General features: G+C 53.6%; 20 protein-coding genes. 16 read left to right on the top strand and 4 right to left on the bottom strand.

Features of this window, described 5'->3' with window-relative positions; genetic code table 11:
- Window positions 1-460: 460 nt before the first annotated feature.
- From ssuD to INP77_RS13200, 7 genes are all read left to right on the top strand, one after another.
- On the top strand, window positions 461-1594 hold the full coding sequence (gene ssuD / locus INP77_RS13230; protein ID WP_194749550.1) for an FMNH2-dependent alkanesulfonate monooxygenase: 1134 nt from the start codon (window positions 461-463) through the stop codon (window positions 1592-1594).
- An 8-nt stretch (window positions 1595-1602) separates the two neighbouring features.
- A complete protein-coding gene (locus INP77_RS13225; RefSeq protein ID WP_194749549.1) occupies window positions 1603-2823 on the top strand; it encodes an acyl-CoA dehydrogenase family protein in 1221 nt (406 codons plus the stop codon).
- A gap of 158 nt (window positions 2824-2981) precedes the next feature.
- The gene (locus INP77_RS13220; RefSeq protein ID WP_194749548.1) at window positions 2982-3842 is read left to right on the top strand and encodes an amidohydrolase family protein; all 861 of its coding nucleotides are present in this window, start codon (window positions 2982-2984) and stop codon (window positions 3840-3842) included.
- A gap of 15 nt (window positions 3843-3857) precedes the next feature.
- Window positions 3858-4562 carry a 3,4-dihydroxy-2-butanone-4-phosphate synthase gene (ribB, locus tag INP77_RS13215; protein ID WP_194749547.1) on the top strand — a complete coding sequence of 235 codons (705 nt, stop codon included), beginning with the start codon at window positions 3858-3860 and terminating at the stop codon, window positions 4560-4562.
- 187 nt (window positions 4563-4749) lie between these two features.
- Window positions 4750-5265 (top strand): sigma-70 family RNA polymerase sigma factor, encoded by a 516-nt coding sequence (locus INP77_RS13210; protein WP_194749546.1) that lies wholly within the window; start codon window positions 4750-4752, stop codon window positions 5263-5265.
- A gap of 5 nt (window positions 5266-5270) precedes the next feature.
- On the top strand, window positions 5271-6269 hold the full coding sequence (locus tag INP77_RS13205; RefSeq protein ID WP_194749545.1) for a FecR domain-containing protein: 999 nt from the start codon (window positions 5271-5273) through the stop codon (window positions 6267-6269).
- Between the two features lie 133 nt (window positions 6270-6402).
- Window positions 6403-8829 carry a TonB-dependent siderophore receptor gene (locus INP77_RS13200; RefSeq protein WP_228518941.1) on the top strand — a complete coding sequence of 809 codons (2427 nt, stop codon included), beginning with the start codon at window positions 6403-6405 and terminating at the stop codon, window positions 8827-8829.
- Window positions 8830-8966: 137 nt separating this feature from the next.
- Here INP77_RS13200 and INP77_RS13195 read toward each other — a convergent pair whose 3' ends face one another.
- A complete protein-coding gene (locus INP77_RS13195; protein ID WP_194749544.1) occupies window positions 8967-10199 on the bottom strand; it encodes an SfnB family sulfur acquisition oxidoreductase in 1233 nt (410 codons plus the stop codon).
- A gap of 429 nt (window positions 10200-10628) precedes the next feature.
- On the opposite strand from INP77_RS13195, the gene msuE reads away from it, so the two are divergent.
- The 8 genes from msuE to INP77_RS13155 all read left to right on the top strand — a co-directional run bounded on the left by msuE (window position 10629) and on the right by INP77_RS13155 (window position 18644).
- A complete protein-coding gene (gene msuE, locus INP77_RS13190) occupies window positions 10629-11201 on the top strand; it encodes an FMN reductase (RefSeq protein ID WP_194749543.1) in 573 nt (190 codons plus the stop codon).
- A gap of 27 nt (window positions 11202-11228) precedes the next feature.
- A complete protein-coding gene (gene sfnG / locus INP77_RS13185; protein WP_194749542.1) occupies window positions 11229-12317 on the top strand; it encodes a dimethylsulfone monooxygenase SfnG in 1089 nt (362 codons plus the stop codon).
- Window positions 12318-12340: 23 nt separating this feature from the next.
- Window positions 12341-13495 carry an AMP-binding protein gene (locus INP77_RS13180; RefSeq protein ID WP_194749541.1) on the top strand — a complete coding sequence of 385 codons (1155 nt, stop codon included), beginning with the start codon at window positions 12341-12343 and terminating at the stop codon, window positions 13493-13495.
- Window positions 13492-14280 carry an ABC transporter ATP-binding protein gene (locus INP77_RS13175; RefSeq protein WP_194749540.1) on the top strand — a complete coding sequence of 263 codons (789 nt, stop codon included), beginning with the start codon at window positions 13492-13494 and terminating at the stop codon, window positions 14278-14280. The genes INP77_RS13180 and INP77_RS13175 overlap by 4 nt, the downstream gene beginning before the upstream one ends.
- A 22-nt stretch (window positions 14281-14302) precedes the next feature.
- Window positions 14303-15184 (top strand): branched-chain amino acid ABC transporter permease, encoded by an 882-nt coding sequence (locus tag INP77_RS13170; RefSeq protein WP_194749539.1) that lies wholly within the window; start codon window positions 14303-14305, stop codon window positions 15182-15184.
- 25 nt (window positions 15185-15209) lie between these two features.
- Window positions 15210-16277 carry a branched-chain amino acid ABC transporter permease gene (locus INP77_RS13165; protein ID WP_194749538.1) on the top strand — a complete coding sequence of 356 codons (1068 nt, stop codon included), beginning with the start codon at window positions 15210-15212 and terminating at the stop codon, window positions 16275-16277.
- 117 nt (window positions 16278-16394) lie between these two features.
- Complete coding sequence (locus INP77_RS13160) at window positions 16395-17741, top strand: ABC transporter substrate-binding protein (RefSeq protein WP_194749537.1); 1347 nt, start codon at window positions 16395-16397, stop codon at window positions 17739-17741.
- A gap of 114 nt (window positions 17742-17855) precedes the next feature.
- Window positions 17856-18644 (top strand): ABC transporter ATP-binding protein, encoded by a 789-nt coding sequence (locus INP77_RS13155; RefSeq protein ID WP_194749536.1) that lies wholly within the window; start codon window positions 17856-17858, stop codon window positions 18642-18644.
- A 58-nt stretch (window positions 18645-18702) separates the two neighbouring features.
- On the opposite strand, the gene INP77_RS13150 is transcribed toward INP77_RS13155, so the two are convergent.
- The 3 genes from INP77_RS13150 to INP77_RS13140 form a co-directional block, all read right to left on the bottom strand.
- Entirely contained in the window at window positions 18703-19806 is a 1104-nt protein-coding gene (locus INP77_RS13150; RefSeq protein ID WP_194749535.1) for a porin, read from the bottom strand.
- Window positions 19807-20159: 353 nt separating this feature from the next.
- A complete protein-coding gene (locus tag INP77_RS13145) occupies window positions 20160-20522 on the bottom strand; it encodes a hypothetical protein (RefSeq protein ID WP_194749534.1) in 363 nt (120 codons plus the stop codon).
- A gap of 74 nt (window positions 20523-20596) precedes the next feature.
- Complete coding sequence (locus INP77_RS13140) at window positions 20597-21553, bottom strand: L-threonylcarbamoyladenylate synthase (protein ID WP_194749533.1); 957 nt, start codon at window positions 21551-21553, stop codon at window positions 20597-20599.
- A gap of 107 nt (window positions 21554-21660) precedes the next feature.
- Here INP77_RS13140 and INP77_RS13135 point away from each other — a divergent pair, with 107 nt between their 5' ends.
- On the top strand, window positions 21661-21984 hold the full coding sequence (locus INP77_RS13135; RefSeq protein WP_194749532.1) for a cupin domain-containing protein: 324 nt from the start codon (window positions 21661-21663) through the stop codon (window positions 21982-21984).
- Window positions 21985-22238: the final 254 nt, after the last annotated feature.

Raw genomic sequence — 22238 nt, 5'->3', positions numbered from 1 at the left:
TAAGCCCAGATACAGTAATCCAGGCTGCAATTTCGTGCCAATAAGTAATGGCGCTATTCATATTCTTTAAAGTTATAAATAAATCTCTAATTAGAAATAATGATTTAATTACCCGTCTGAATTAGCAGAATGCATGCCAATCAGGCCGAGGTCGTGCTACCGCAGGCATGAGATGACGGGTTAAAACAATAAATGCCATCAAATCATGGGGTTAAGAAAAGGAGGACTTGTGGTTGCTTATTGCTGCGTGAGGTATGCAAATGGCACTGCTCTACATCCGCCTGCTGAAATCGATGCAGGGTGCTGCAAACGCAGCAGCACTGCTGAACAAGTTGCTGATTTTGCAGCAATCAAAAAAATAATTTTTTTAAGTGATTGAATTAAAAGTCTTTTATTTGTGGCATGGACTTTGCACTTTTCAAGCTGTTATTTCTTTTGAATGGGTTGTAAAGGGTAGTCGATGCAAATATTCTGGTTTTTACCCACGCATGGCGATCAACGGTATCTTGGCAGCAGCCAGGGCGCCAGACCGGCCACGTTTTCTTATCTGAAACAGATTGCCCAGGCGGCTGACCGGCTGGGCTATGGCGGTGTGCTGGTGCCGTCTGGCCGCTCTTGCGAAGATGCCTGGGTCATTTCTTCGGCACTGATCAATGAAACCAGCCAGCTCAAGTTTTTAGTCGCCACACGGCCTGGGTTTATTTCACCGGTGGTGTCAGCGCGCATGGCCTCGACGCTGGACCGTATCTCGGGCGGGCGGCTGCTGATTAATGTGGTGGCGGGCGGTGATCCGGCCGAACAGCAAGCCGAGGGTAGCTTTCTCGATCATGATGCGCGGTATGCGGAGGCTGAGGAGTTCTTGTCTATCTGGCGCTCGGTACTGAGCGAGCAGCGCGTGGATTTTGAAGGCGATTATTTACGCGTCAAAGGCGCCAGCCTGCCAACCGGTAGCTTGCAGAAACCTTATCCGCCACTGTTTATCGGCGGCGCTTCCGAGGCCGCCATCAAACTCAGCAGTGAGCATATTGATGTGCATTTAACCTGGGGTGAACCGCCCGCAGCGGTGGCCGAAAAAATCAAGGTGATCCGCGCGGCGGCGGCAGCCAAAGGCCGCCATATCCGGTTTGGTATCCGCTTGCATGTGATTGTGCGTGAGACCAGCGAGCAAGCCTGGCAGGCCGCCGACACGCTGATTTCGCAGGTCACCGATGACACGATCGCAGCAGCACAGGCCGCAGTGGCCAATTTTGATTCTGTGGCACAAAAACGCATGACGGCTTTGCATCATGGCCGTCGTGACCAGCTCGAAGTCTCGCCTAATCTGTGGGCTGGAGTCGGCCTGGTGCGCGGTGGTGCCGGCACTGCGCTGGTGGGCAATCCGCAAGAAGTGGCTGACCGCATTAAAGAGTATCAGGCGCTGGGCATTGATTATTTTATTTTCTCAGGCTACCCACATCTGGAGGAGGCTTACCGTGTCGCTGAATTATTGTTCCCGCTTTTGCCGCTCCAGCAACAGGCCCCACATGAGGTTAGCATTACGACCAATCTCACCGGCCCGTTTGGCGCAGCCCAATCTGTTAAGCATGCTGCGTAGGGGGGAAGATGACATTGGCTCTGAATTTACGCCCGCCCGCCGCTGAAGCGGAGCATGGCATTTTGTTTCACGGCACACCGCAACAGCGCGCCGATCAACTTTGCGACTATCTGGCACTCACCGCGGTTGAACGCGATGTCGCAGGAGGGACGCCCTATCCGCAGCGGCAGGCGGTAAGGGACAGCGGCTTGCTCAGTTTGTGGCTACCGCAACAGGCCGGGGGCTTGGGCGCCAGCTGGGCGCAGACCTACCGCATCATCCGCCAGATTGCCCGCGTCGACAGTTCGATTGCACAGGTGTTTGCGTTCCAGTTTTTGATGCTGGCGTCTATCCGTTTATATGGCAGCGAGACGCAGTGGCAGCATTATTTCAAGCTCACTGCGCACCAGAACCTGTGGTGGGGCAATGCCCTCAATCCGCTAGACCAGCGTACGGTGGCACGTAAGGTAGACGGTGGCTATGTGTTTCACGGGCAAAAAAGTTTTTGCTCCGGCTCCATGGATTCTGACTTCCTGATCGTGTCTGCCATAGAAGAAGGCAGCGGCAAATTTCTGGTGGCTGCGGTGCCGACCAGTCGCGCAGGGATTACGCTCAAGGGCGACTGGGACAACATCGGCCAGCGCCAGACCGACAGTGGCAGTGCAGAATTTAACCAGCTCAAGGTGGAAGATCATGAGTTACTCATGCAGCCTGGCCCGCTCAGTTCGTCGTTTGCCAGTCTGCGTTCGTTGGTGGCCCAGCTGATCTTTACCAATATCTACCTGGGTATTGCCGAAGGGGCGCTGGCCGAGGGTGCCAAATATACCCGTGGCAGCAGCCGGGTCTGGTCTGCTTCGTTGGCAAACAGCGTGTATGAGGATCCTTATACCTTGCTGCATTACGGCGAGTTTTGGGCAGGATTACATGCATCATCGGTGCTGGCCGACCATGCTGCCGAATTGCTCGATGCGGCCTGGCAGCAAGGACTGTCACTCGATGACGCACAACGCGGAGAAGTGGCGCTGGCGGTGTTTTCGGCCAAAGTGCAGGCGACCCGTGCCGGGCTGGATGTGACCACGCGTATTTTTGAGGTGGCAGGCGCCCGTGCGACCACAGCCAAGCTGCGCATGGACCGTTTCTGGCGGAATTTGCGTGTGTATACCTTGCATGACCCGGTGGATTACAAATTCAAGGAGTTAGGCGAGTGGGCGCTGAATGGGCAGTATCCTACCCCTAGCTTTTACTCATAGAAAACACATGATCAATGGCTGCGCGGGCGAATAATTGCGTTGCGCGGCACTCAAAATCCTCATGTACGCCTTGTACATTCCGGTTTTTGCGTGCCGTGCGCCTTGTTCTTCATCCCGCTCGCGCATCGCTTAAGTGTTTCCATCACTAAAGAATAGATATGAAACAAAAAATTATTGATTTACGTAACCGTCCTGCATTTTTGCATGACTTTTTTGGCGCCACGCCCAACACGCCTGCCTATGAGGCGGCCAAATGGCTTAATCAGCGCGTGGGTTCGCTGGAGACCGAGCATTTTCGACGTTCGTACACCGTTGAGGGCTATTTGCAAGAAATTGACGACGCCGGTATTGATATTGCAGTAGTGGTCGGCCGTGAAACGCCAGACCTAACCATTGATGATCAGCGAATTGCCGACCTGGTCAAACACAGCGCCAAGCTGGTTGGGCTGGGCTCGGTGGATATTGAAAGTCGCGGCGTGGACAGCACCTTGGCCGCGATTGAAAAAGCCATACACCATTATGGCTTTAAAGCCATCAATATCGAGCCGGGGTTTGGCAAGCCTGCGCGGCAGGTGGATGATCCGCTGTTTGATCCGGTGTATGACGCGTGCCAGCAGTATGGCGTGCCGGTGTGCGTGATGTCGGGCCCGACCACACCGGATCTCGACTATGCGCACCCGAATGCGGTGGCACGGCTGGCGCGTAAATATCCCCAATTAAACATTATTTGTTTTCACGGCTATTACCCGTTTGTTAACGAGATTGTCGGCGCCGCCTTCCGCTACCCCAATCTGTACCTGGTGCCGGATATGTACATTTTCCAGCCCGGCGCCGAGCTGTATGTGCAGGCCGCCAACCAGTTTCTGGGCGACCAGTTACTGTTTGGCACCTCTTATCCGTTCCGCCCCATGAAACAAACCATCGCTGATTTTGCGGCACTGGGCTTCAAGGATGCCGTGCTCGAAAAGGTGTTTTATCAAAATGCGGCCAGGGTACTGAATCTCAGCCTGGCCGCGTGAGTAAAAGGACTGTGTATGTTAGAAAAAAACCAACCATTTGATTCGGTCGCTAGCGCCATTCAAGCCATCGCCAACGGCGAATTCGTGATTGTGGTCGATGATACCGACCGCGAAAACGAAGGTGACCTGATTATCGCCGCCGAAAAAATCACCACCGAAAAAATGGCCTTCCTGGTCAAACACAGCAGTGGTCTGGTCTGCGTCGGTATGCCCGCACAACGTTTGCAAGCACTGGACTTGCCACAAATGGTGACACACAACGCCGACCCGTTCCGTACTGCGTTTACGGTCAGCGTCGATTACAAATATGGCACGACCAGCGGCATCTCGGCGGCAGATCGTGCCCTAACCCTGCGCAAGCTGGCGGATCCCACCACTCAGGCCGATGATTTTCACCGCCCCGGCCATATCTTCCCGCTACGCGCCCGCCGTGGTGGCGTGCTCGAGCGACCCGGCCATACCGAAGCCGCGCATGACCTCGCCGCCATGGCTGGCCTGCAGCCAGTCGGCGTGTTATGCGAAATCGTCAATGACGATGGCAGCATGGCAAGACGCCCTGATTTATTCAAGTTTTCCCAAGCCCACGGGCTCAAAATCATTACCATTGCCGATATGAAAGCCTATCGTGCGCGCGACCTCAACTACGCGTGGCCGGGCTTGCAGTCGATTCCACGCCAGCAAAGCCGATTGCTGGATGCGGCCATGGTCTACAGCGGTTAACTGCGGATACCGGCTAGCCTTGCGCCCAACCTTGTGTTGGGCTTTTTCATGGCCTGGCCGGGGGTATGGCTTGACCGGAGATCAGGTGGCCGCATTGTTTGTGAGCGCCGCAGACGCGTTTTAGGCTTGTCGATTGTCTGGCTTAATATTAAAATGAGAATTATTATCATTTATGTATTAAGCAGTCATGGCAGACTCTTCGCATTTACCGGTCACGCATTGGTATCAGGCGCATCATCATTGGTTGTGTTGCTGGCTGAACAAAAAAGTCGGTTGTACACACCACGCTGCAGACCTGGCCCAGGATACCTTTGTCAAACTGTTGCTAAAACAGGAGGCGTTACAGCATGTCTATACGCCACGTATCTATCTGTTGCAGATTGCCAAAGGCTTGATGATAGACCAATGGCGACGTCAGGCCCTGGAGCAAAGTTACCTCAATGCGCTGAGTCAGGAGGAGCCTGCCTGCATCTCCCAGGAACAGCAGGCCATGATTACCGAAGCCCTGCTGGAAGTGGATGCGATGCTGAGCCGGTTAAACCCCAAGGCCAAAGCCGCATTTTTGCTGGCGCAGATCCACGGCTTTCAATATCAGGAAATTGCAGACAGGCTGGCGGTCTCTGAGCGCATGGTCAAAAAATATATGGCAACCGCCATGATGCATTGCTTGTTGTTGCGCCGGCAATGGCAAGATGAAAGATAGACCTCATGAAGTCATCAGCCGTTAAGGTGGCGATGTCGCCGGTAGAACAGTTGGCGCTGCAGCAAGCGGCAGAATGGTTTGCCGTACTCAGTGATGACGCCCCCGAGGCGTCTGAGCGGCAGGCCTGGCAAGCGTGGCTAACTGCACACCCAGCCCACCAACGGGCCTGGGCCGAGGTGGAGGCGATTAATGCCGCCTTCTCCAATCTCAATGCTGTGGCAAGCAAGTCGGCCTCGCATCAGGCCTTGTTGCATTCTAGTGGGCGCAGGCAGGCGTTAAAAATGCTCGGCCTGGCGGGCGTCACTTACTTGGGCGTGAGCCTGTTGCATCGCTACAGCCCCTGGCAAGATTGGCTGACGACGCTCACTGCCAGCGCCATCACCTACCGTACGCCAGCCGGCAGAACGCATCGCGTGCTATTGGCGGACCAAGGCAAACTCTGGCTCAATACCGACACCCAGGTGCGCGTCGCCTTTGGCTGGATGTTGCGGCGCATCACGCTGGAATACGGCGAGATACTGCTGCAATCTGGCCATGACCCGCAAGCGCGGCCCTTGGTCGTTGATACGCAGCATGGGCGCTTGACTGCCCTGGGGACGCGTTTTACCGTCTGCCAGGAGGACACGCGTAGCTTGCTCGCCGTGTATGAGGGGCGGGTGGCGATTACGCCATCACAAGGCACCGCCATCACGTTGAGTGCCGGTCAGCAGGCCTACTTTGACCAGTATAGCGTCGGTGCAATACAGGCCGCGCTTCCTGCCCGTGAAGCCTGGACCCGTGGCATCCTGATTGCGGACAATCAATCGCTCAAAGACTTTATTGCCGAGCTGGCACGCTATCATTCAACCAGGCTATCGGTGGCCCCCGATATTGCCCATTTACGCTTGATGGGCGCATACCCGTTTGCCAACGTGCCGCTGGTGCTGCAGGAAATTACCCATAGTTTGGGCATTCGCCAGCACACCGACGCGCAAGGCAATATTCAATTGCTCCCTGCTTCTTGAGCGCCTGTGATTGTGCTTGATATCAGGCGCGAGTGAAGGTCTTGTATTTTTTTGCGCTGGAGGTTCCCTTTTTAACGGGCTGTTTCGGTTTAGAGATAACAACACGTTATTTTTAACCTAACAGGGAGCTTGAATGAAATCGCATCACACTTTGCCGCTTGCGCGGCATGTCCGGGCGGCGTTACTGACACTGATGATCAGCAGCCTCACACCCATACCGGTATTGCATGCTGCTGAAAAAGAGGCGGTGGCACAGGAATACCAGATTCCTGCCGGACCATTGAGTCAGGTATTAAGCCGATTTGCCGCTGAAGCCGGCATTCTGCTGTCAGCCAATGCTGCGCTGGCAGATGGTAAAACTAGCACAGGGTTGCATGGCAAGTTTACTGTGCAGCAGGCGCTGGACACCTTGCTCAAAGGCTCGGGTCTGGAAGTTGAGCATCGCGGGGATCACCGTTATGCCATTCTCCCGCAGTCGGCCAAGGCGAGTACTTTGCCCGAGGTGCAAGTGACAGCCGCGGCCAATAAGGAAACGGCCTGGAGCCCAATTAAAGGCTATATTGCCGAGCAATCAGCCACGGGGACCAAAACCGATACGTCGGTGATGGAAACGCCGCAGTCGGTCTCGGTGGTGACGAAAGATTTTATTCAGGCCATTGGCGCACAAAGCCTGCGTGAAGGCATGGCCTATACACCGGGTGTGAATGTGGCGCCTTACGGCCCGGATTCCCGCTATGACTGGATTGCCTTGCGTGGCATTGATGCGTATTCACCCGGTTTTTATCAAGATGGCTTGCCGTGGCGCAATGCCGGCACGTTTGCGACCGGCAGAATTGAAAATTATGGCATTGAGCGTCTCGAAATCCTGCGCGGGCCAGCCTCGGTGCTGTATGGACAAAGTACTGCAGGCGGCTTGATCAATGTGGTTAGCAAACGTCCAACAGCAACCCCGCTTAAAGAAATCCAGATGCAATTGGGGAATTACTCGCGTGAGCAGCTCGCCGGTGATTTTTCGGGGCCGCTCAATGAAGACGGCACCGTGTTGTACCGCATTACCGGCCTGGTGCGTGACGCCGATTTGCCGCGTCAAGGCATGAAGGATGACCGGGTGTTTATTGCGCCGTCAATCACTTTTCTGCCTTCTGACAAAACCAGTTTGACGGTCATGTCGCAGTATATGAACTCGGATGCCGGGATCGTGGCTGGTGCCTTGCCTGAGCAAGGCACCTTGCTGCGCACGCCATCGGGAGAAAAATTGCCTTACAAGACCTTTGTCGGCGATAGAAAGTTTAACCGGTTTGAGCAAAAGCAATGGTATGTCGGCTATCTGTTTGAGCATAGCTTCAACGACCAGTGGACCTTCAGGCAGAATGCACGCTACAGCGAGGTAGATTTGGCTTACTGGCAGGTGTTCGGCAAGAGGTACACGAAGGTCAACCTGGCTAATCCTGAGGATCCTAGCAACTTCCGCTATATCACCCGCGATATGAACGGTAGCCCGGATCACATCAAAGCGTTCACCATCGATAATCAGCTGCAATGGCGGATTCAGGCGGGGGATTGGCAACATACCTTGCTGGCGGGTCTGGATTACCAAAAGGTCAGGGACCGCAATCAATTCTATTCTGGCAGTGCGCCAGATCTGGATTTGTTGGCCCCGGATACGGCACAAACCATAGTGAGGGGTGACCCTGTGCAGGATAGCAGCATCAAACTGGCGCAAACAGGTTTTTATCTGCAAGACCAGATCAAATGGGGTTCGCATTGGATTGCGACCCTCGGTGGCCGCTACGACGATGCCACCACCCAGAACGCGGAGCGTGTGGCAGGCACCAATGATCGCTTTAATGACCACAAGTTTACCAGCCGTGCAGGCTTGCTCTATTTGGCAGACAATGGCATTGCCCCTTATTTCAGCTACTCAGAGTCTTTTATACCGACGGTCACGGTCAACACGCAAACAGGCAAAGGCTTTAAACCCGAAACCGGCAAGCAGTATGAGTTTGGCGTACGCTATCAGCCGCCAGGTAGCAAGAACCGTTACACCGCTGCCTGGTTTAATCTGGAGCGTAACAACTTTATCAGTTATGACCCCAACAGCGGCAGTCCGAGCCAGACCGGGCAGATTCAGGTGCGTGGCCTGGAGATCGAAATACAAGCGCAGCCAATAGAAAATATGAATCTGATTACGGCCTATACGTATACGCCCAAGGTTGAAGTCACTGCCAGCAGCAATCCTGCGTTGATTGGTACGCCTTTGCTGGCCACGCCGGAAAACTCGCTCGCCGTGTGGAGTGATTACCGCTTTAACAATGGGTTCAAGGTGGGCTTGGGTGCGCGCTATAACGGCTCGACCCGTGGCAATTTTGATTCTGCATCCGAGCGGATTCCGGCATTTACCTTATGGGATGCCTTGGTCGGGTATGACCTGCCGCACTGGACGCTGGCATTGAATGCACGCAACCTGACCAACAAAGAATATGTCGCCAATTGCGCCTCTGGCAGTTGCTACTATGGGGAACCACGGCGTGCCATGCTAACGGCGACTTACCGCTGGTAAACCTGTCGCCTTCGGCGCGGTTAACGGCCTGAGCCAATGCAAACAGCCCGACATCATGTCAGGCTGTTTTTTTTCAATCAATGCTGCATGACTTGCAGAAAGCGCCATCGCTTATGGCGCCTTCATGGCCTTGCCATTTAAATCCAAGGATGGCGCGGCGGTTTGACCTTGTTCAGGCTGTAGTTGCCGACGGCATGGTATTTCCAGCGCACCGGATCGTGCAGCGTATGGGTACGCGCATTGCGCCAGTGGCGGTCCAGGTTGTATTCGCCCAGGGTTGAGCGTGTGCCGGCCAGTTCAAACAACTTGCTACCCGCCAGCAAGGCGGTTTCGGTACTCAGCACTTTGGCTTCAGCCACCGCAATTGAGGCTTCTGCCACGGTGTCCTCATTCGGGTTACGCTGCGCTTCGTCTATGTATTCACCTGCGCGTGCCAACAAGGCCTCGGTGGCGTGCAGGCGAATCTGCAAGTCACCGATATCCTTGATGGTATGTGGGTCTTCATAGCCGTGTTCCAGATCGGTGTCTATCCATGGCCGTGTGTAGTTGCGTACAAAGTGCAGGGTATCTTTAAACGCTGCGCGGGCGATGCCGGTATCCACCGCCGCCTGGATAATCTGCGCAATCGGCCCCATGGTGGTCGGGCGGTCAAACGCCAGATGGTGCGGCAATACGTATTCGCTAGGCACAAAAATATTTTCCAGGATGGTCGTCCCGCTGGCCGTGGTGCGCTGGCCAAAGCTGGACCAGTCATCAATAATGGTCAGGCCTTCTGCACCAGCGGGTACAAATGCCACCACGGTATTATCGTGCTCATCCTTGGCCACTACAGGCACCCAGTCCGCCAGCAAAGCGCCAGACGAATAGAATTTTTTGCCGTTTAAAAAGTAGCCGCTATTGGTGGGCGTGAGCTTGGTTTTCACGTCATTGACGCTCTTGGTGCCAATCTCGGAGAACGCATTGCCAAACCGCACCCCTTGCAGCACCAGCTCAAAAAAGTATTTTTTCTGAAAGTCTGAGCCATCCAGGCGCAAGCCTTCCACCATATATAAATGATTCTGTGGAATCTGCCCGACACTGGGGTCCGCCTCGGCCACGGTGGCTACCACTTCTGCCAGGGTTTTGTTGGAGACGAAGGCACCACCGTATTCTTTCGGCACGGTAATGCCCCACAGTCCGCTGCTTGAAAACAGGTCTAGCTCTTTACGTGGCAATCGGCGTTCCTGGTCGCGCAGGGCGGCTTCTTTGGCAATTTCGCTGGCCACTTGTTTGGCGACGGTCAGGGCTTCTGCGTCACTTTTAATCAAATGTGCCGCTTGTCGCGGCAGGTTTACAGGCAAATGCGCAATTTTATTTGCTTGTGCAGTCATAGTCAGTCCTTATTCAAAAAGAGATCAATAAAGGCATGGCGAGCAGGCACCATGCGTCTGCAGTCACTGTTGCATTTAGTGTGCCAATCAATAAAGCATTGAATTTAAAAGAAAATGTAAAAATCCATCTCTGCTGCCGCCTCTATAGAAACAGTTTGCTGCTGAATGACTGCTTTAAAAGCAGCAGCCACTGGAGGGTGGGGTGGGAGCGAACTGCAGCGTGATCGCGCAAAACTGCTGCTTTTGCAGCAGTTGATCAGCAACTAGCGCTGGAATCTAACACCATTTAAAAAGCAGGTTTTATATTAAGTTATTGAAAAGTATAAATATTATTGCCTGGCATGGATGCTGCTAATACTACTGGCAAGCAAGGTCGTCTGCGAAGCATCGTAAGCAACGACCTCCGTCATTGTTATTTCAGGAGTCATGATGAGCCGTCCATTAAAAGTCACTGCCGTTTCCGGCAGCTATAAATTACCTTCCAGAACCGCTGCACTGGTGCAGGCGATCACACAGAAGTTGGGACAGCAAATCCCTATTGATCTGCACGTGGTGGAATTAAGCGAAATTGCGGGCAGCTTGGTCGCTTCCTACGATCCCAAAGCCTTACCAGTCAACGTACAGCAAGATATCCAGGCGATTGAAACCGCCGATTTACTGGTGGTGGCTACGCCTGTGTATCGCGCCTCTTATGGAGGGTTGTTCAAGCATTTGTTTGATCTGGTCAATCTCGAAGCATTGATTGATGTGCCCGTGCTGCTGGCAGCAACCGGCGGGACTGAGCGCCATGCCTTGATCATTGATCATGAGCTGCGCCCATTATTCAGCTTCTTCCAGGCAGTCACTTTACCGATCGGCGTATATGCGGTTGAAGCGGATTTTGAAAACTATCAAATCAAGAGTGAGGCGGTGAAAGCGCGCATTGATCTAGCGGTAGAGCGTGCCCTGCCTTTGCTCAAACATCGCGAACTTCTGAGCCAGGAAAAGTTATTAGCCATTTAAATTCAGTGATTTTTGGAGAGATTAAAGATGAGTACAGAAAACATTAAATTTGCCTATTGGGTGCCTAACGTCAGTGGTGGCCTGGTGGTCAGTAACATTGAGCAGCGCACCAGTTGGGATATCGATTACAACCGCAAGCTGGCACAAATTGCAGAAAAAGCCGGATTTGAATATGCATTGAGCCAAATCCGTTTTACAGCGGGGTATGGGGCCGAGTTCCAGCATGAGTCGGTGTCTTTTTCACATGCTTTGCTGGCGGCGACCACCAAACTCAAAGTGATTGCGGCCATTTTGCCTGGCCCCTGGAATCCGGTGCTGGCTGCCAAACAATTGGCGACCATTGATATTCTCACCCAGGGACGGATTGCGGTGAATATCGTCTCCGGCTGGTTCCGCGGGGAGTTTACGGCGATTGGCGAGCATTGGCTGGATCACGACGAGCGCTACCGCCGTTCGCGCGAGTTTATTGAAGCGCTCAAGGGCATCTGGACCCAGGATAACTTTACCTACCGCGGGGATTTTTACCGCTTTAGTAACTACTCACTCAAGCCTAAACCCTTGCAGCAGCCACATCCTGAAATTTTTCAGGGCGGCAGCTCTCGTGCTGCACGTGATAATGCGGCCGCGGTCTCAGACTGGTACTTCACCAACGGTAATACCGTGGAAGGGATCAAGGCACAGGTGGACGATATTCGCGCCAAGGCGGCGGCCAATAAGCATCAGGTCAAGATTGGGGTCAATGCCTTTGTGATTGCCCGCGATACCGAAGAAGAAGCCAAAGCGGTATTGAAGGAAATCATTGATAAAGCCAACCCTGAGGCGGTAAATGCCTTTGGCCATGAAGTGAAAAATGCCGGCGCTGCCAGCCCGGAGCGTGAAGGTAACTGGGCGAAATCGAGCTTTGAAGACCTGGTGCAATATAACGATGGCTTTAAAACCAATCTGATTGGTACACCACAGCAAATTGCCGAGCGCATTGTGGCTTTGAAGGCGGTGGGCGTAGATTTAGTGTTAGCGGGCTTTTTGCACTTTCAGGAAGAGGTCGCTTATTTTGGTGAAAAAGTACTGCCACTGGTGCGTGAGCTGGAAGCTAAAACCTTGGCCAAAGCGGCTTAATTCAACCCGGCAGGAAATTGGCAATGGCAGAGACTTTACCTCACTTGCTCGCTTTGCAGGCCTTGGAGCGCCCGCATCGTGTTGCAATTCGGCATAAACAGCTGGGCCTCTGGCAGCAGGCCTCCTGGCTTGCGGTGCAAGAGGACGTCACCCGCACAGCGCACTATTTGCAGCAACACGGCTTTCGCCAGGGCGATACCTTGTTCTTGCTCAGTGAACCACGGCCAGAAGCCTTGCTGTTGTCGCTAGCTGCCCATTGGCTGGGCGGCGTGGCGGCGCCACTGGATCCGGCCTTTGCGCAGCCGCAGTTACTGGATTTATTGCATACCTTGCGGCCAAAATTTGTGTTTGCCGAGGCGCAGGCGCAGGTGGATCAAGTCCTGGCAGCGAAGCTTGATAGCACACTGGTGATTTATGCCGATGCGCGCGGGCTAGCGGGCTATCAGCATCCTGCGCTGGTTGCTTATGCGCAGATTGTGGACACGCCTGAGACCCAGAACATTTCACCGGTGGCTGAGACTGCGGAAATCGCCTTTCGCTTTTACCGCTTAAGTGACGCCTATGCGCTGGAGTACAGCGAATTAAGCCATGCCGAGCTGCTTAGAAATGGCCGCCAATTGATCAGCCAAGAGGCGCTCACTGCGCATGAAGAGGCATTGGCGGCGCGTGCATTTGCCGCCAGCGGTCATGCGAAATACCTGCTTTCGCCGTGGCTATTGGCAGGCTTTACGCTGAATTTTCCAGAAAATCTGGCGACTCGGGATACCGACAGGCGCGAACTCGGCCCCACGCTGGTCGCTGGCACGGCAACCACTTATCAGCGCCTGTATGCGCTGACACAATCCCGTTGGCCCTTACCCGGCAGTTGGCAGCATAGGCTGGTGGGTTGGGCACTGCGTGCAGCCCGTGCCCGGTTGCCGCTGGTCGCAACGCTGGCGCGCTGGCTGGTGATTTTGCCCTTGCAGGATGTGCTGGGTCTGCGGCGTACGCGCGTGCCATTACTGGTAGGCGAGCCCTTGTCGCCCGAGGCCACACAGTTTTTCAGTGACATTGGCATTGATGTGCGTGCCTGGCCAGAAGCTTCTGCCTGGCAGACCAGCCAGCTGCAAGTGATTCCACATCAGTCCAATGACTTGCACAGTTATTTGGGATTAGCGACATGGAAGGCCGCGATATGAGTACCACCCTTGCTGCACCTCAGCCATTACTGGCATTAGACGGGATTTCATTGTCGTTTAAGGGCGTGAAAGCCATTACCAATATCAGTTTTGCCGTCAATGAGGGCGAAATTTGTGCCTTGATCGGCCCCAATGGCGCCGGCAAAAGCTCATTGCTTAACGTGATTAATGGCGTCTACAAGCCTGATGAAGGCAGTATCCGCTACCAGGATGTGGTGCGTCGCGCCATGCATCCGCAATGGGCTGCCAGACGCGGCGTGGCGCGCACGTTTCAGAATATAGCCCTGTTTAAAGGCATGTCGGTGCTCGACAACGTACTGACCGGCACCAACCTCAAGGTGAAAAGCAGTTGGCTGGAGCAGGTATTTAATGTGGGCCGCGCGCCTGCGGATGCCTTGGCGCAACGGCAGAAAGCAGAGCGTGTGATTGCCTTTCTCAAGCTGCAACCCTGGCGTAACAGCATTGTGGGCAGTTTGCCCTATGGCTTGCAAAAGCGCGTCGAGCTTGCCCGTGCGCTGGCCGCCGAGCCTCATCTGCTGCTGCTAGATGAACCGATGGCGGGCATGAACGCCGATGAAAAGGCAGAGATGAGCCGGTTTATCCGTGAAACCAATCGCGAGTTTGGCACCACGATTGTGCTGATTGAGCATGATATTGGCGTGGTGATGACGCTGTCAGACCATGTAGTGGTGCTGGATTATGGCAAGAAAATCGGCGATGGCACGCCGGATGAAGTGCGCGCCAACGCGGAGGTGATTGCCGCCTATCTGGGCACCAAACACTGAGGCAATACAAGGATCAATTGAGATGAGTTTCTTTTTCGAAGTCCTGACCGGTGGCTTGCTGGCGGGTGTCATGTATTCGCTGGTCGCGATCGGCTTTGTGCTGATCTATAAGGCCTCTGGCGTGTTTAATTTTGCCCAGGGGTCTATGGTGCTATTCGCGGCATTGACCTTTGTCAGCCTGGTCGAACGCGGCGTACCTTTCTGGGGCGCCTTTGTGCTGACCTTGCTGACCATGGCGGTGCTCGCCTGGCTGATTGAATGGCTGGTGTTGCGGCCGCTGGTGAACCGTTCACCGATTACCTTGTTCATGGCGACCCTGGGCCTGAGTTATATCGTCGAAGGGCTGGCGCAAGCGGTGTGGGGCGCACAAGTGCATGCGCTGGAGATTGGCATCAATGATGAGCCGTATGAGGTGTTCGGTATTTTGCTGTCGCAATTTGATTTGTTTGCGGCGGCCATTGCCGGTGGCCTGGTCGCGCTGCTCGGTGTCCTCTTCAATAAAACCCGCATTGGCATTGCCTTACGCGCCGTGGCAGACGACCAGCTGGCGGCGCTGGCGGTTGGGATTAATCTGCAACGCTTGTGGCTCATCGTTTGGGCGGTAGCCGGCTTTGTCGGACTGGTTGCCGGCATGTTGTGGGGTGCACGCGTCGGCGTGCAGTTCTCGCTGTCGCTGATTGTGCTCAAGGCGTTGCCGGTGCTGATTATTGGCGGCTTTACCTCGATTGAAGGTGCGATTGTTGGCGGCTTGATCGTCGGCGCCACCGAAAAACTGGCGGAGGTCTTCATTGGCCCCTTGATAGGCGGTGGCATTGAAAACTGGTTCCCTTATGTGTTGGCGATGTTGTTTCTGCTGGTCCGGCCCTATGGATTATTTGGCGACAAAGCGATTGAGCGTGTTTAGAAAATAGAGAGCAGGCGGGCTTAGCATGTGGTATCAAGAAACAGGACAATTTATTACCGAGTATAGGCTGGATAAACGGTTTTTCCGGCTCAAGCAGGAGCGCTGGGCGTTTGCGGCCTTACTGGCATTTGCCTTTCTGGTGGTCCCCGCCATTGGCAATGATTACTGGTTTAGCGCCATCCTCATCCCGGTGCTAGTGCTGTCGCTAGCCGGGCTGGGCTTGAATTTGCTCACCGGGTATGCGGGCCAGCTCTCCTTGGGCTCTGCGGCCTTTATGGCGGTAGGCGCGTTTGCCACCTACAACTTTCACCTGAGGATAGAGGGCTTGCCATTGATTGCCAGCCTGATATTGGGCGGGTTGACGGCAGGTGGCGTCGGCCTGGTGTTTGGGCTGCCGAGTTTGCGCATCAAGGGCTTTTACCTGATTGTGGCAACACTGGCTGCACAGTTTTTTGTGCAATGGGTGTTCACCACATTCTCCTGGTTTTCCAACAACTCCTCTTCTGGCGTCATTACAGCGCCGCCCTTGCAGATATTAGGCACGGATTTGAGTACACCGGCGGGCCGCTACCTGCTGACCTTAACCGTCGTCGTGGCGCTGGGGTGGCTGGCAAAAACCATTGTCAGTGGTGAGCTCGGACGCAAGTGGATGGCGGTACGCGACATGGATACCGCTGCCGCCGTGATCGGGATCTCTGTGCCAAAAACCAAATTACTGGCCTTTGCCATCAGCTCGTTTTACCTGGGGATTGCCGGTGCGCTGTGGGCATTCACTTACCTGGGCACCGTCGAACCACATGGCTTTGATTTGTCACGCTCCTTCCAGATTCTGTTCATTATTATCATCGGCGGTATGGGTAGTATCCTCGGCAACTTTCTGGGCGCGGCTTTTATTGTGCTGTTCCCCATTTTGCTTTCCAACCTGACCAGCAGCCTGTTGGCCGGAGCGATTGATCCTGGCCAGCTGGAGAATTTTCAGAAAATGATTTTTGGCGCCTTGATCATCTTTTTCCTGATCAAAGAGCCCCATGGCTTGGCCAAGGTCTGGCAAACCCTCAAGCAACGGCTGCGGGTCTGGCCGCTACGTTTCTAGGCCGTTCCATACGAATTGATTGAAGGAGACTTCCATGTGTTAAACAGCCTCACACGGTCTTTTATATAACCAAGAACGATTAAGAGAGATTTCTATATTTTTATAAGGAGTATTTAAGTGAACTTTTTAAGTAAACATCGCTGGCTGTGGCTGGCATTGGGCTTGGGGGTTGCCAGCTTGTCTACGCAAGTGCAAGCCGCCAATGAGCAGTATTTCCCGCTGCAGAGTTACCGGATTGGCCCTTATGCGGCAGGCGGCTCCGGCTTTTTTGGTGGCTTTATCGACTATTTGCAATACATCAATGCCAAAGAGGGCGGCGTCAATGGCGTCAAGCTGACCTGGAGTGAGTGCGAAACCGAATACGTGGTGGAGAAGGGCGTAGAGTGCTACGAGCGCCTGAAAAAAGGCCTGAACGGCGCGCCTGCTGCGGCGACCAATCCGCTGTCCGTGGGTATTGCCTACGCGACCCTGGAGCGCTCGACCACAGACAAATTGCCGCTGATCACGATTAACCACGGCCGCACCGATTCGACCGATGGTAGCGTGTTCCCATATGCCTTCCCCTTGCAGTTGAACCCGTACAGCGAAGTGTCTGCGATTGTGAACTATATCGCCCAGCAATCTGGCGGACTGGACAAGCTCAAAGGCAAAAAAATTGTCACCTTGTATCACGGTTCGCCTTACGGCAAGGAAACCAGCCCGATTCTGGAACTGCTGGCTAAGAAATACGGCTTTGAACTGACCTTGCTCGAAGTGCCGCATCCTGGCAACGAGCAACAGTCACAATGGCTGACAATACGCCGCATCAAGCCGGACTGGGTGATTTTACGTGGTTGGGGCGTGATGAACCCGGTGGCCTTAAAAACCGCTCAAAAAACCGGTTTTCCGGCCGACCATATCATCGGCAATATCTGGAGCAACTCTGAAGATGATGCGGCGCCTGCGGGCAACGCAGCCAAGGGTTTTATCTCAATCACTACCCATCCCTCCGGCACCAGCTTCCCGGTATTGCAAGGCATAGACAAATATGTGATCAAGGCTGGTAAAGGCAACCTGCAAGACGCTAAACGCTTTGGCAATGTGTATTACAACCTGGGTGTGGTCAATGGCATCCTCAACGTGGAAGCCGTGCGTGTGGCGCAAGCCAAATTCGGCAAACGTCCATTGACCGGCGAAGAAGTACGCTGGGGCTTTGAGAACCTCAAACTGGATGATGCGCGCCTTAAAGAGTTGGGCGCTCTGGGTCTGGTACAGCCGCTCAAACTGAGTTGCGCTGACCATGAGGGCGGCGGTGCCGTCCGCTTCCAGCAGTGGGATGGCAGCAAATGGAAAGTGATTTCTGACTGGGTGCAGGCAGACCGCCAGTTGTTGCGTCCGATTATTGAAAAATCTTCCCATGAGTATGCCAAGGAAAAAGGCATCACGCCACGGGATTGCAGTAAAGAAGTTGTTGCTGCCAACTAAAAACTCGTTGCACAACGATACACAGGGCACACCGCATGGCGGTGTGCCTTTACAGTTTGCTGCCGTGGGCAAGGCCCTGCACCTTGCCGACGACAGTCAATTGAGGAGTCAAACATGACACAAGCACAGTTAAATACGATCCCAGTGCAAGCGCTCACTGCGGCTGAGCCCTTGTTGCAGCTGGACAATGTTGAGGTGATCTATGAAAAGGTCATTTTTGCTATCAAGCATATTTCTTTAGAGGTTAAACCACAGTCTATTGTGGCTTTGCTCGGTGCGAATGGCGCGGGCAAAAGTACCATCCTGAAAGCGATTTCTGGCCTGGCCCCGGCACAACGCGGTGAGATTGTACAAGGTCGGATTGTCTATGCCGGTAAAGACGTGACCAAGGCCACACCGGGCCAACTGGTGGCACAGGGTCTGGTTCAGGTGCTTGAAGGTCGGCATTGCTTTGGCCATTTAACGGTTGAGGAAAACCTCCTGACCGGGGCCTTTATTCGCAGACCGTCGAGCAAAGGGCTGGCGCAAGACCTGGAAAAGGTCTATGCCTTTTTCCCACGCCTGAAGTTATTGCGTAAAAACTATGCCGGGTATACCTCCGGGGGCGAGCAGCAAATGGTGGCGATCGGCCGTGCGTTGATGGCGAATCCCCAACTGATTCTGCTCGACGAGCCTTCCATGGGGCTGGCGCCGCAAATTGTGGAAGAGATTTTTGAAATCGTGCACCAGTTACAGCAAACGCAAGGCTTGAGCTTTTTGCTGGCGGAGCAGAACGCCACCGTGGCCTTGCGTTACGCCAACCATGCTTATGTACTCGAAAGTGGCCATATCAAGCAACAAGGCGATGCACAGACCATTGCCAATAGCCAGGCCTTGAGTGACTCTTATCTGGGGAGCCGCTAATTAAAATGGCGGCTAATAAAAAACGGCCATCATGGCCGTTTTTTATTACAGGATACTTTTAGAAAAAGTGTGCCACATGGAAAATGGCTTTAATGCCATCAATATCAGGTAGCGTATTACGGGTTTCTCTAAAGTAAAACACATCAATTCGCTTGTTGCTGTCACCGTCAATTAAATACCCTACACCAATGTCTACGCGCTTGCGGTCCAAGCCGGTGGTGTCATTGTTAAATTCCTGGTAAATCACTTTGGGCTGGAATTTGCCTATGCCCACTTTTTCGGCAAAGGTATAGCTGCCATTCACAAAAAAGCCTTTGGCTTCTGGCAAGACGGTATCGCCGGTATTGTCATTGTCATAGTTGTAATAGGAGGCTTCTGCCCCCAGCACGGCGCCATCACTCAATGGTTTTTCCAGGCGTGCATCCAGGTTCCAGTATTTGGAATCGCCTTTATTCAGGATCGTCCCTGCGCCATCTTTTTGATAACGGTAAGAGCCGCCCACAGACAAAATCGATTTCTTGCCATCATAGCTGGCCAGGTTATAAAAGCCTGGCTCGGTATCCCAGAAGTTATATTGCAGACGGGTGGCATAAGACAAGTTATCAGCCTGATTGGAGCCGCCCTGGCGACCGTTAGTGGCTGAAACGTAGTATTTGAAGGCCTCGCTCTTGTCTGTACCGAAGAAGACTGCACCATTATCCCGACCAGCAAACTGGTAAGAGCCTAACTCGGCAATCGGGAAGTCAAACGTGGTGGAATACATCGGTGCAGCAGCGGAGGCGCGGCTCGCTGCCGGTAAGAAGCGACCCACCCAAACATGCGCGTAGTTGTTAAACTCCAAGCCCAGATGACCATCCAGCAACTCAACTCTGTTGTCTGCTGAATTGCGTGCGAAGTTGAACTCAAAGGAGACGTTCTCATGCACCTTACCGTTGGTATATAAACGTGCCTCTTCAACCTCAAAGTCATTCGAGCGGTCTTTGCCATTCGGCGCGGCATCTTTAATCGAGCTAAAGCTGACGCGAGAGGCAATGCCGATATTGATAAATTGGTTTTCGTTGCGTTGCAGCGTGGCCTCGGCAAAAGCTTGTGTACTCAGCAGGGCCAAGCTGGTGTAGAGAGAAATTTGTCGTAGTTTAGGATTAATGGTTTGTATATTCATGTGTTCACTCTGTGATAATCAGTTATCAATAAATGGAGATCAGGCAACCGGATGACGATGAAATGGTTGCTTTCCAGAGTGAGCTTTTGCAGAATCTGTGCCAGAAAATTATTTTATAAAAATCAATGGCTTATGTTTTATTTAACTGGGTGTGCTTGCTGGCGATGGCGCAAGCTGCTGTTCGCCTGTCTTTTAATCAGCAAAGGGTGAACGCAGCATGTGATTGGGTGGAATGACGTACGATGACAAAACACGCGCGGCATGCGCAGAAGCGGGTGCGATACCCAATGGACTCGGCAAACAGGGGACATGACCACCGTAAACAGTGGCCATGGATAGATGAGAATCAGTGTTTATTTGGACGTATCGGCGGTCTTGCAACCTTTGAGGTGCAAGTGGTCACTGTCATCCAGCGTGGTTTGGTCGCCATTCAGGCGCAAATCCATGGTGCCATAATGGTAGTGTTGCTTATCGTCGGCATCACGTAACAGCCCCACCTCATGGTCAGGCAGCATGACCCATGCTTCATCGCCAGTGGCAGAGAGTTTGAGGCCAAACGACTGATAATTTTCGCATTGGTAATGCAAAGCTTCTTTGCCATAGCGTGGAACTTCCTTGGTCCCTTTGTCGAACACGCTCGGCAGTTCAACGCTTTTGCAGCCAAACAATAGACTGCTGGCGCCAACCAATAGGATGAAGGAGTGGATGTTTTTCATGATTTAAATCTGGGCTTTATTTAAGATAAGGGAATCGACGATGCACGCTATTGTGCCAGCCATGCTTGCCAGACTCAATCGTTTTGGCGCTTGGGTTGGTAGGCTGCCCGTTGCAGCCGGTCTCGCACGGCGTCCCAGGCCGCGGTGTTAGGCGGCGATTCTATTAAGATCACGTCAGCATGTGCGGCATCCAATATGTGCAGCGCCGCATAGAGTTGCTCGGCGGCTTGTGCAGGCGTGGCTGGCAAATGTGTATCTTTGGCCGTGACCGCCGCCCCGGCGCCAAACAGCAAGGCGACAGCATGAGGGTGCTGCTGTGCATAGTCTGTCATCGCTTGCCTGGAAGAAAACAGCAGGCAGGGTGTTCGTGGCGAATAATGCAGCAAATGCTGCCCGGGGGCCTTGGGAATCTGCGCCGATGCATCTACAGACGCCGGCGTGCCTGCGACGGCTGCAATCGCCGCCTCATCTATCATGCCGGGTCTGAGCAATCGCCAGCCATCTTCATGCACGCTGACAATGGTCGACTCTATGCCTATCTGGCAATCGCCACCATCCAGCACCGGAATGTTTGCCCCCAGCCCTGCTTCCACATGGTCTGCCGTGGTGGGGCTCAGTTGCGTATACTTATTCGCTGAAGGGGCTGCCAGGCCCAGGCCACTTTCGTTGAGCAGCGCCAGCGCCACGGGGTGTGCCGGCACGCGTAAAGCCACCGTTGGCTCGCCAGCCCTCACCGCCGCTGAGACCTCCGCGCGCGCAGGCAATACCAATGTCAGCGGACCCGGCCAGAAGGCCGCGGCCAGCCTTTGTGCCAATGGCGGAAAGCTGCTGGCCCAGTCGGCCACTTGTTCTGTGCGTCCAATATGGACGATCAATGGGTTATTGGCAGGTCGCTGTTTGGTGGCGTAGATGTTGGCAACAGCTAAGTCATTGCGTGCATCTGCCGCCAGGCCATAGACGGTCTCGGTCGGGATGGCGACCACCTCACCACGTTGCAATCGTTCTATCGCCTCTGCCTGGTTGATCCGCATTGCGCACTCTATATATAAATCATCAAAAAATGTATTTTACTCTGTAAAACCCTGACGGCTAAAGCGGGCTTGCTATAAAATGCCCGCTTTGATTCAAGGAGCGACACATGCAAATTCAAGTTCAGCACAATCCTGCCGAAACACAACTAAAGGACTTGGGTGTGTCCAAGTGGCCTACATGGAAAAAAGAAGTATCAACCTTTGATTGGATTTTTCACGAACAAGAGCAGGCTTATATACTAGAAGGTCAATGTGTAGTGACGCCTGTGGGTGGTGCGCCAGTCAGCTTTGGTAAAGGAGACTTTGTGGTCTTTCCTGCCGGCCTCAAGGTGAGTTGGGAAGTCAAACAACCTTTGCACAAGCATTATCAGCTGGATGGCAATGTCTTGACGCAAACCTGGTTGCGCATTAAGGCCGCTTTCAAGAAATAATCATCAATTTGTAACAAAATTGTAAGAATGGCAAATAAGGGTTGACCGCAACGCTTATCGCTGTAAAATGCGCGGCTCTCTTCAACGAAACGGTTGTTTAGTTGGGTGAGAAGAAATAATAAGCGCAGTATGTTTGAGCGTTAAGTTGGCAGCGGAATAAAAGTTGTTGACGAAGTAAAAAACCTCTGTATAATGCGCGCTTCGCTTGAAACGTTGGAAGTTAAAACGGAAGAGCGAAAAGCCTTCGAGGCACT

Source organism: Methylophilus sp. 13 (assembly GCF_015354335.1).
Taxonomy (GTDB): domain Bacteria; phylum Pseudomonadota; class Gammaproteobacteria; order Burkholderiales; family Methylophilaceae; genus Methylophilus; species Methylophilus glucosoxydans.
The sequence above is the reverse complement of the archived record's forward strand: the minus strand, read 5'-3'. Positions and strand labels throughout refer to the sequence as shown.

Excerpts from the sequence above, each read along its gene's own strand:
- ssuD (WP_194749550.1), top strand. The coding sequence starts at position 461 with ATGCAAATATTCTGGTTTTTACCCACGCATGGCGATCAACGGTATCTT.
- INP77_RS13225 (WP_194749549.1), top strand. The coding sequence starts at position 1,603 with ATGACATTGGCTCTGAATTTACGCCCGCCCGCCGCTGAAGCGGAGCAT.
- INP77_RS13220 (WP_194749548.1), top strand. The coding sequence starts at position 2,982 with ATGAAACAAAAAATTATTGATTTACGTAACCGTCCTGCATTTTTGCAT.
- ribB (WP_194749547.1), top strand. The coding sequence starts at position 3,858 with ATGTTAGAAAAAAACCAACCATTTGATTCGGTCGCTAGCGCCATTCAA.
- INP77_RS13210 (WP_194749546.1), top strand. The coding sequence starts at position 4,750 with ATGGCAGACTCTTCGCATTTACCGGTCACGCATTGGTATCAGGCGCAT.
- INP77_RS13205 (WP_194749545.1), top strand. The coding sequence starts at position 5,271 with ATGAAGTCATCAGCCGTTAAGGTGGCGATGTCGCCGGTAGAACAGTTG.
- INP77_RS13200 (WP_228518941.1), top strand. The coding sequence starts at position 6,403 with ATGAAATCGCATCACACTTTGCCGCTTGCGCGGCATGTCCGGGCGGCG.
- INP77_RS13195 (WP_194749544.1), bottom strand. The coding sequence starts at position 10,199 with ATGACTGCACAAGCAAATAAAATTGCGCATTTGCCTGTAAACCTGCCG.
- msuE (WP_194749543.1), top strand. The coding sequence starts at position 10,629 with ATGAGCCGTCCATTAAAAGTCACTGCCGTTTCCGGCAGCTATAAATTA.
- sfnG (WP_194749542.1), top strand. The coding sequence starts at position 11,229 with ATGAGTACAGAAAACATTAAATTTGCCTATTGGGTGCCTAACGTCAGT.
- INP77_RS13180 (WP_194749541.1), top strand. The coding sequence starts at position 12,341 with ATGGCAGAGACTTTACCTCACTTGCTCGCTTTGCAGGCCTTGGAGCGC.
- INP77_RS13175 (WP_194749540.1), top strand. The coding sequence starts at position 13,492 with ATGAGTACCACCCTTGCTGCACCTCAGCCATTACTGGCATTAGACGGG.
- INP77_RS13170 (WP_194749539.1), top strand. The coding sequence starts at position 14,303 with ATGAGTTTCTTTTTCGAAGTCCTGACCGGTGGCTTGCTGGCGGGTGTC.
- INP77_RS13165 (WP_194749538.1), top strand. The coding sequence starts at position 15,210 with ATGTGGTATCAAGAAACAGGACAATTTATTACCGAGTATAGGCTGGAT.
- INP77_RS13155 (WP_194749536.1), top strand. The coding sequence starts at position 17,856 with ATGACACAAGCACAGTTAAATACGATCCCAGTGCAAGCGCTCACTGCG.
- INP77_RS13150 (WP_194749535.1), bottom strand. The coding sequence starts at position 19,806 with ATGAATATACAAACCATTAATCCTAAACTACGACAAATTTCTCTCTAC.
- INP77_RS13145 (WP_194749534.1), bottom strand. The coding sequence starts at position 20,522 with ATGAAAAACATCCACTCCTTCATCCTATTGGTTGGCGCCAGCAGTCTA.
- INP77_RS13140 (WP_194749533.1), bottom strand. The coding sequence starts at position 21,553 with ATGCGGATCAACCAGGCAGAGGCGATAGAACGATTGCAACGTGGTGAG.
- INP77_RS13135 (WP_194749532.1), top strand. The coding sequence starts at position 21,661 with ATGCAAATTCAAGTTCAGCACAATCCTGCCGAAACACAACTAAAGGAC.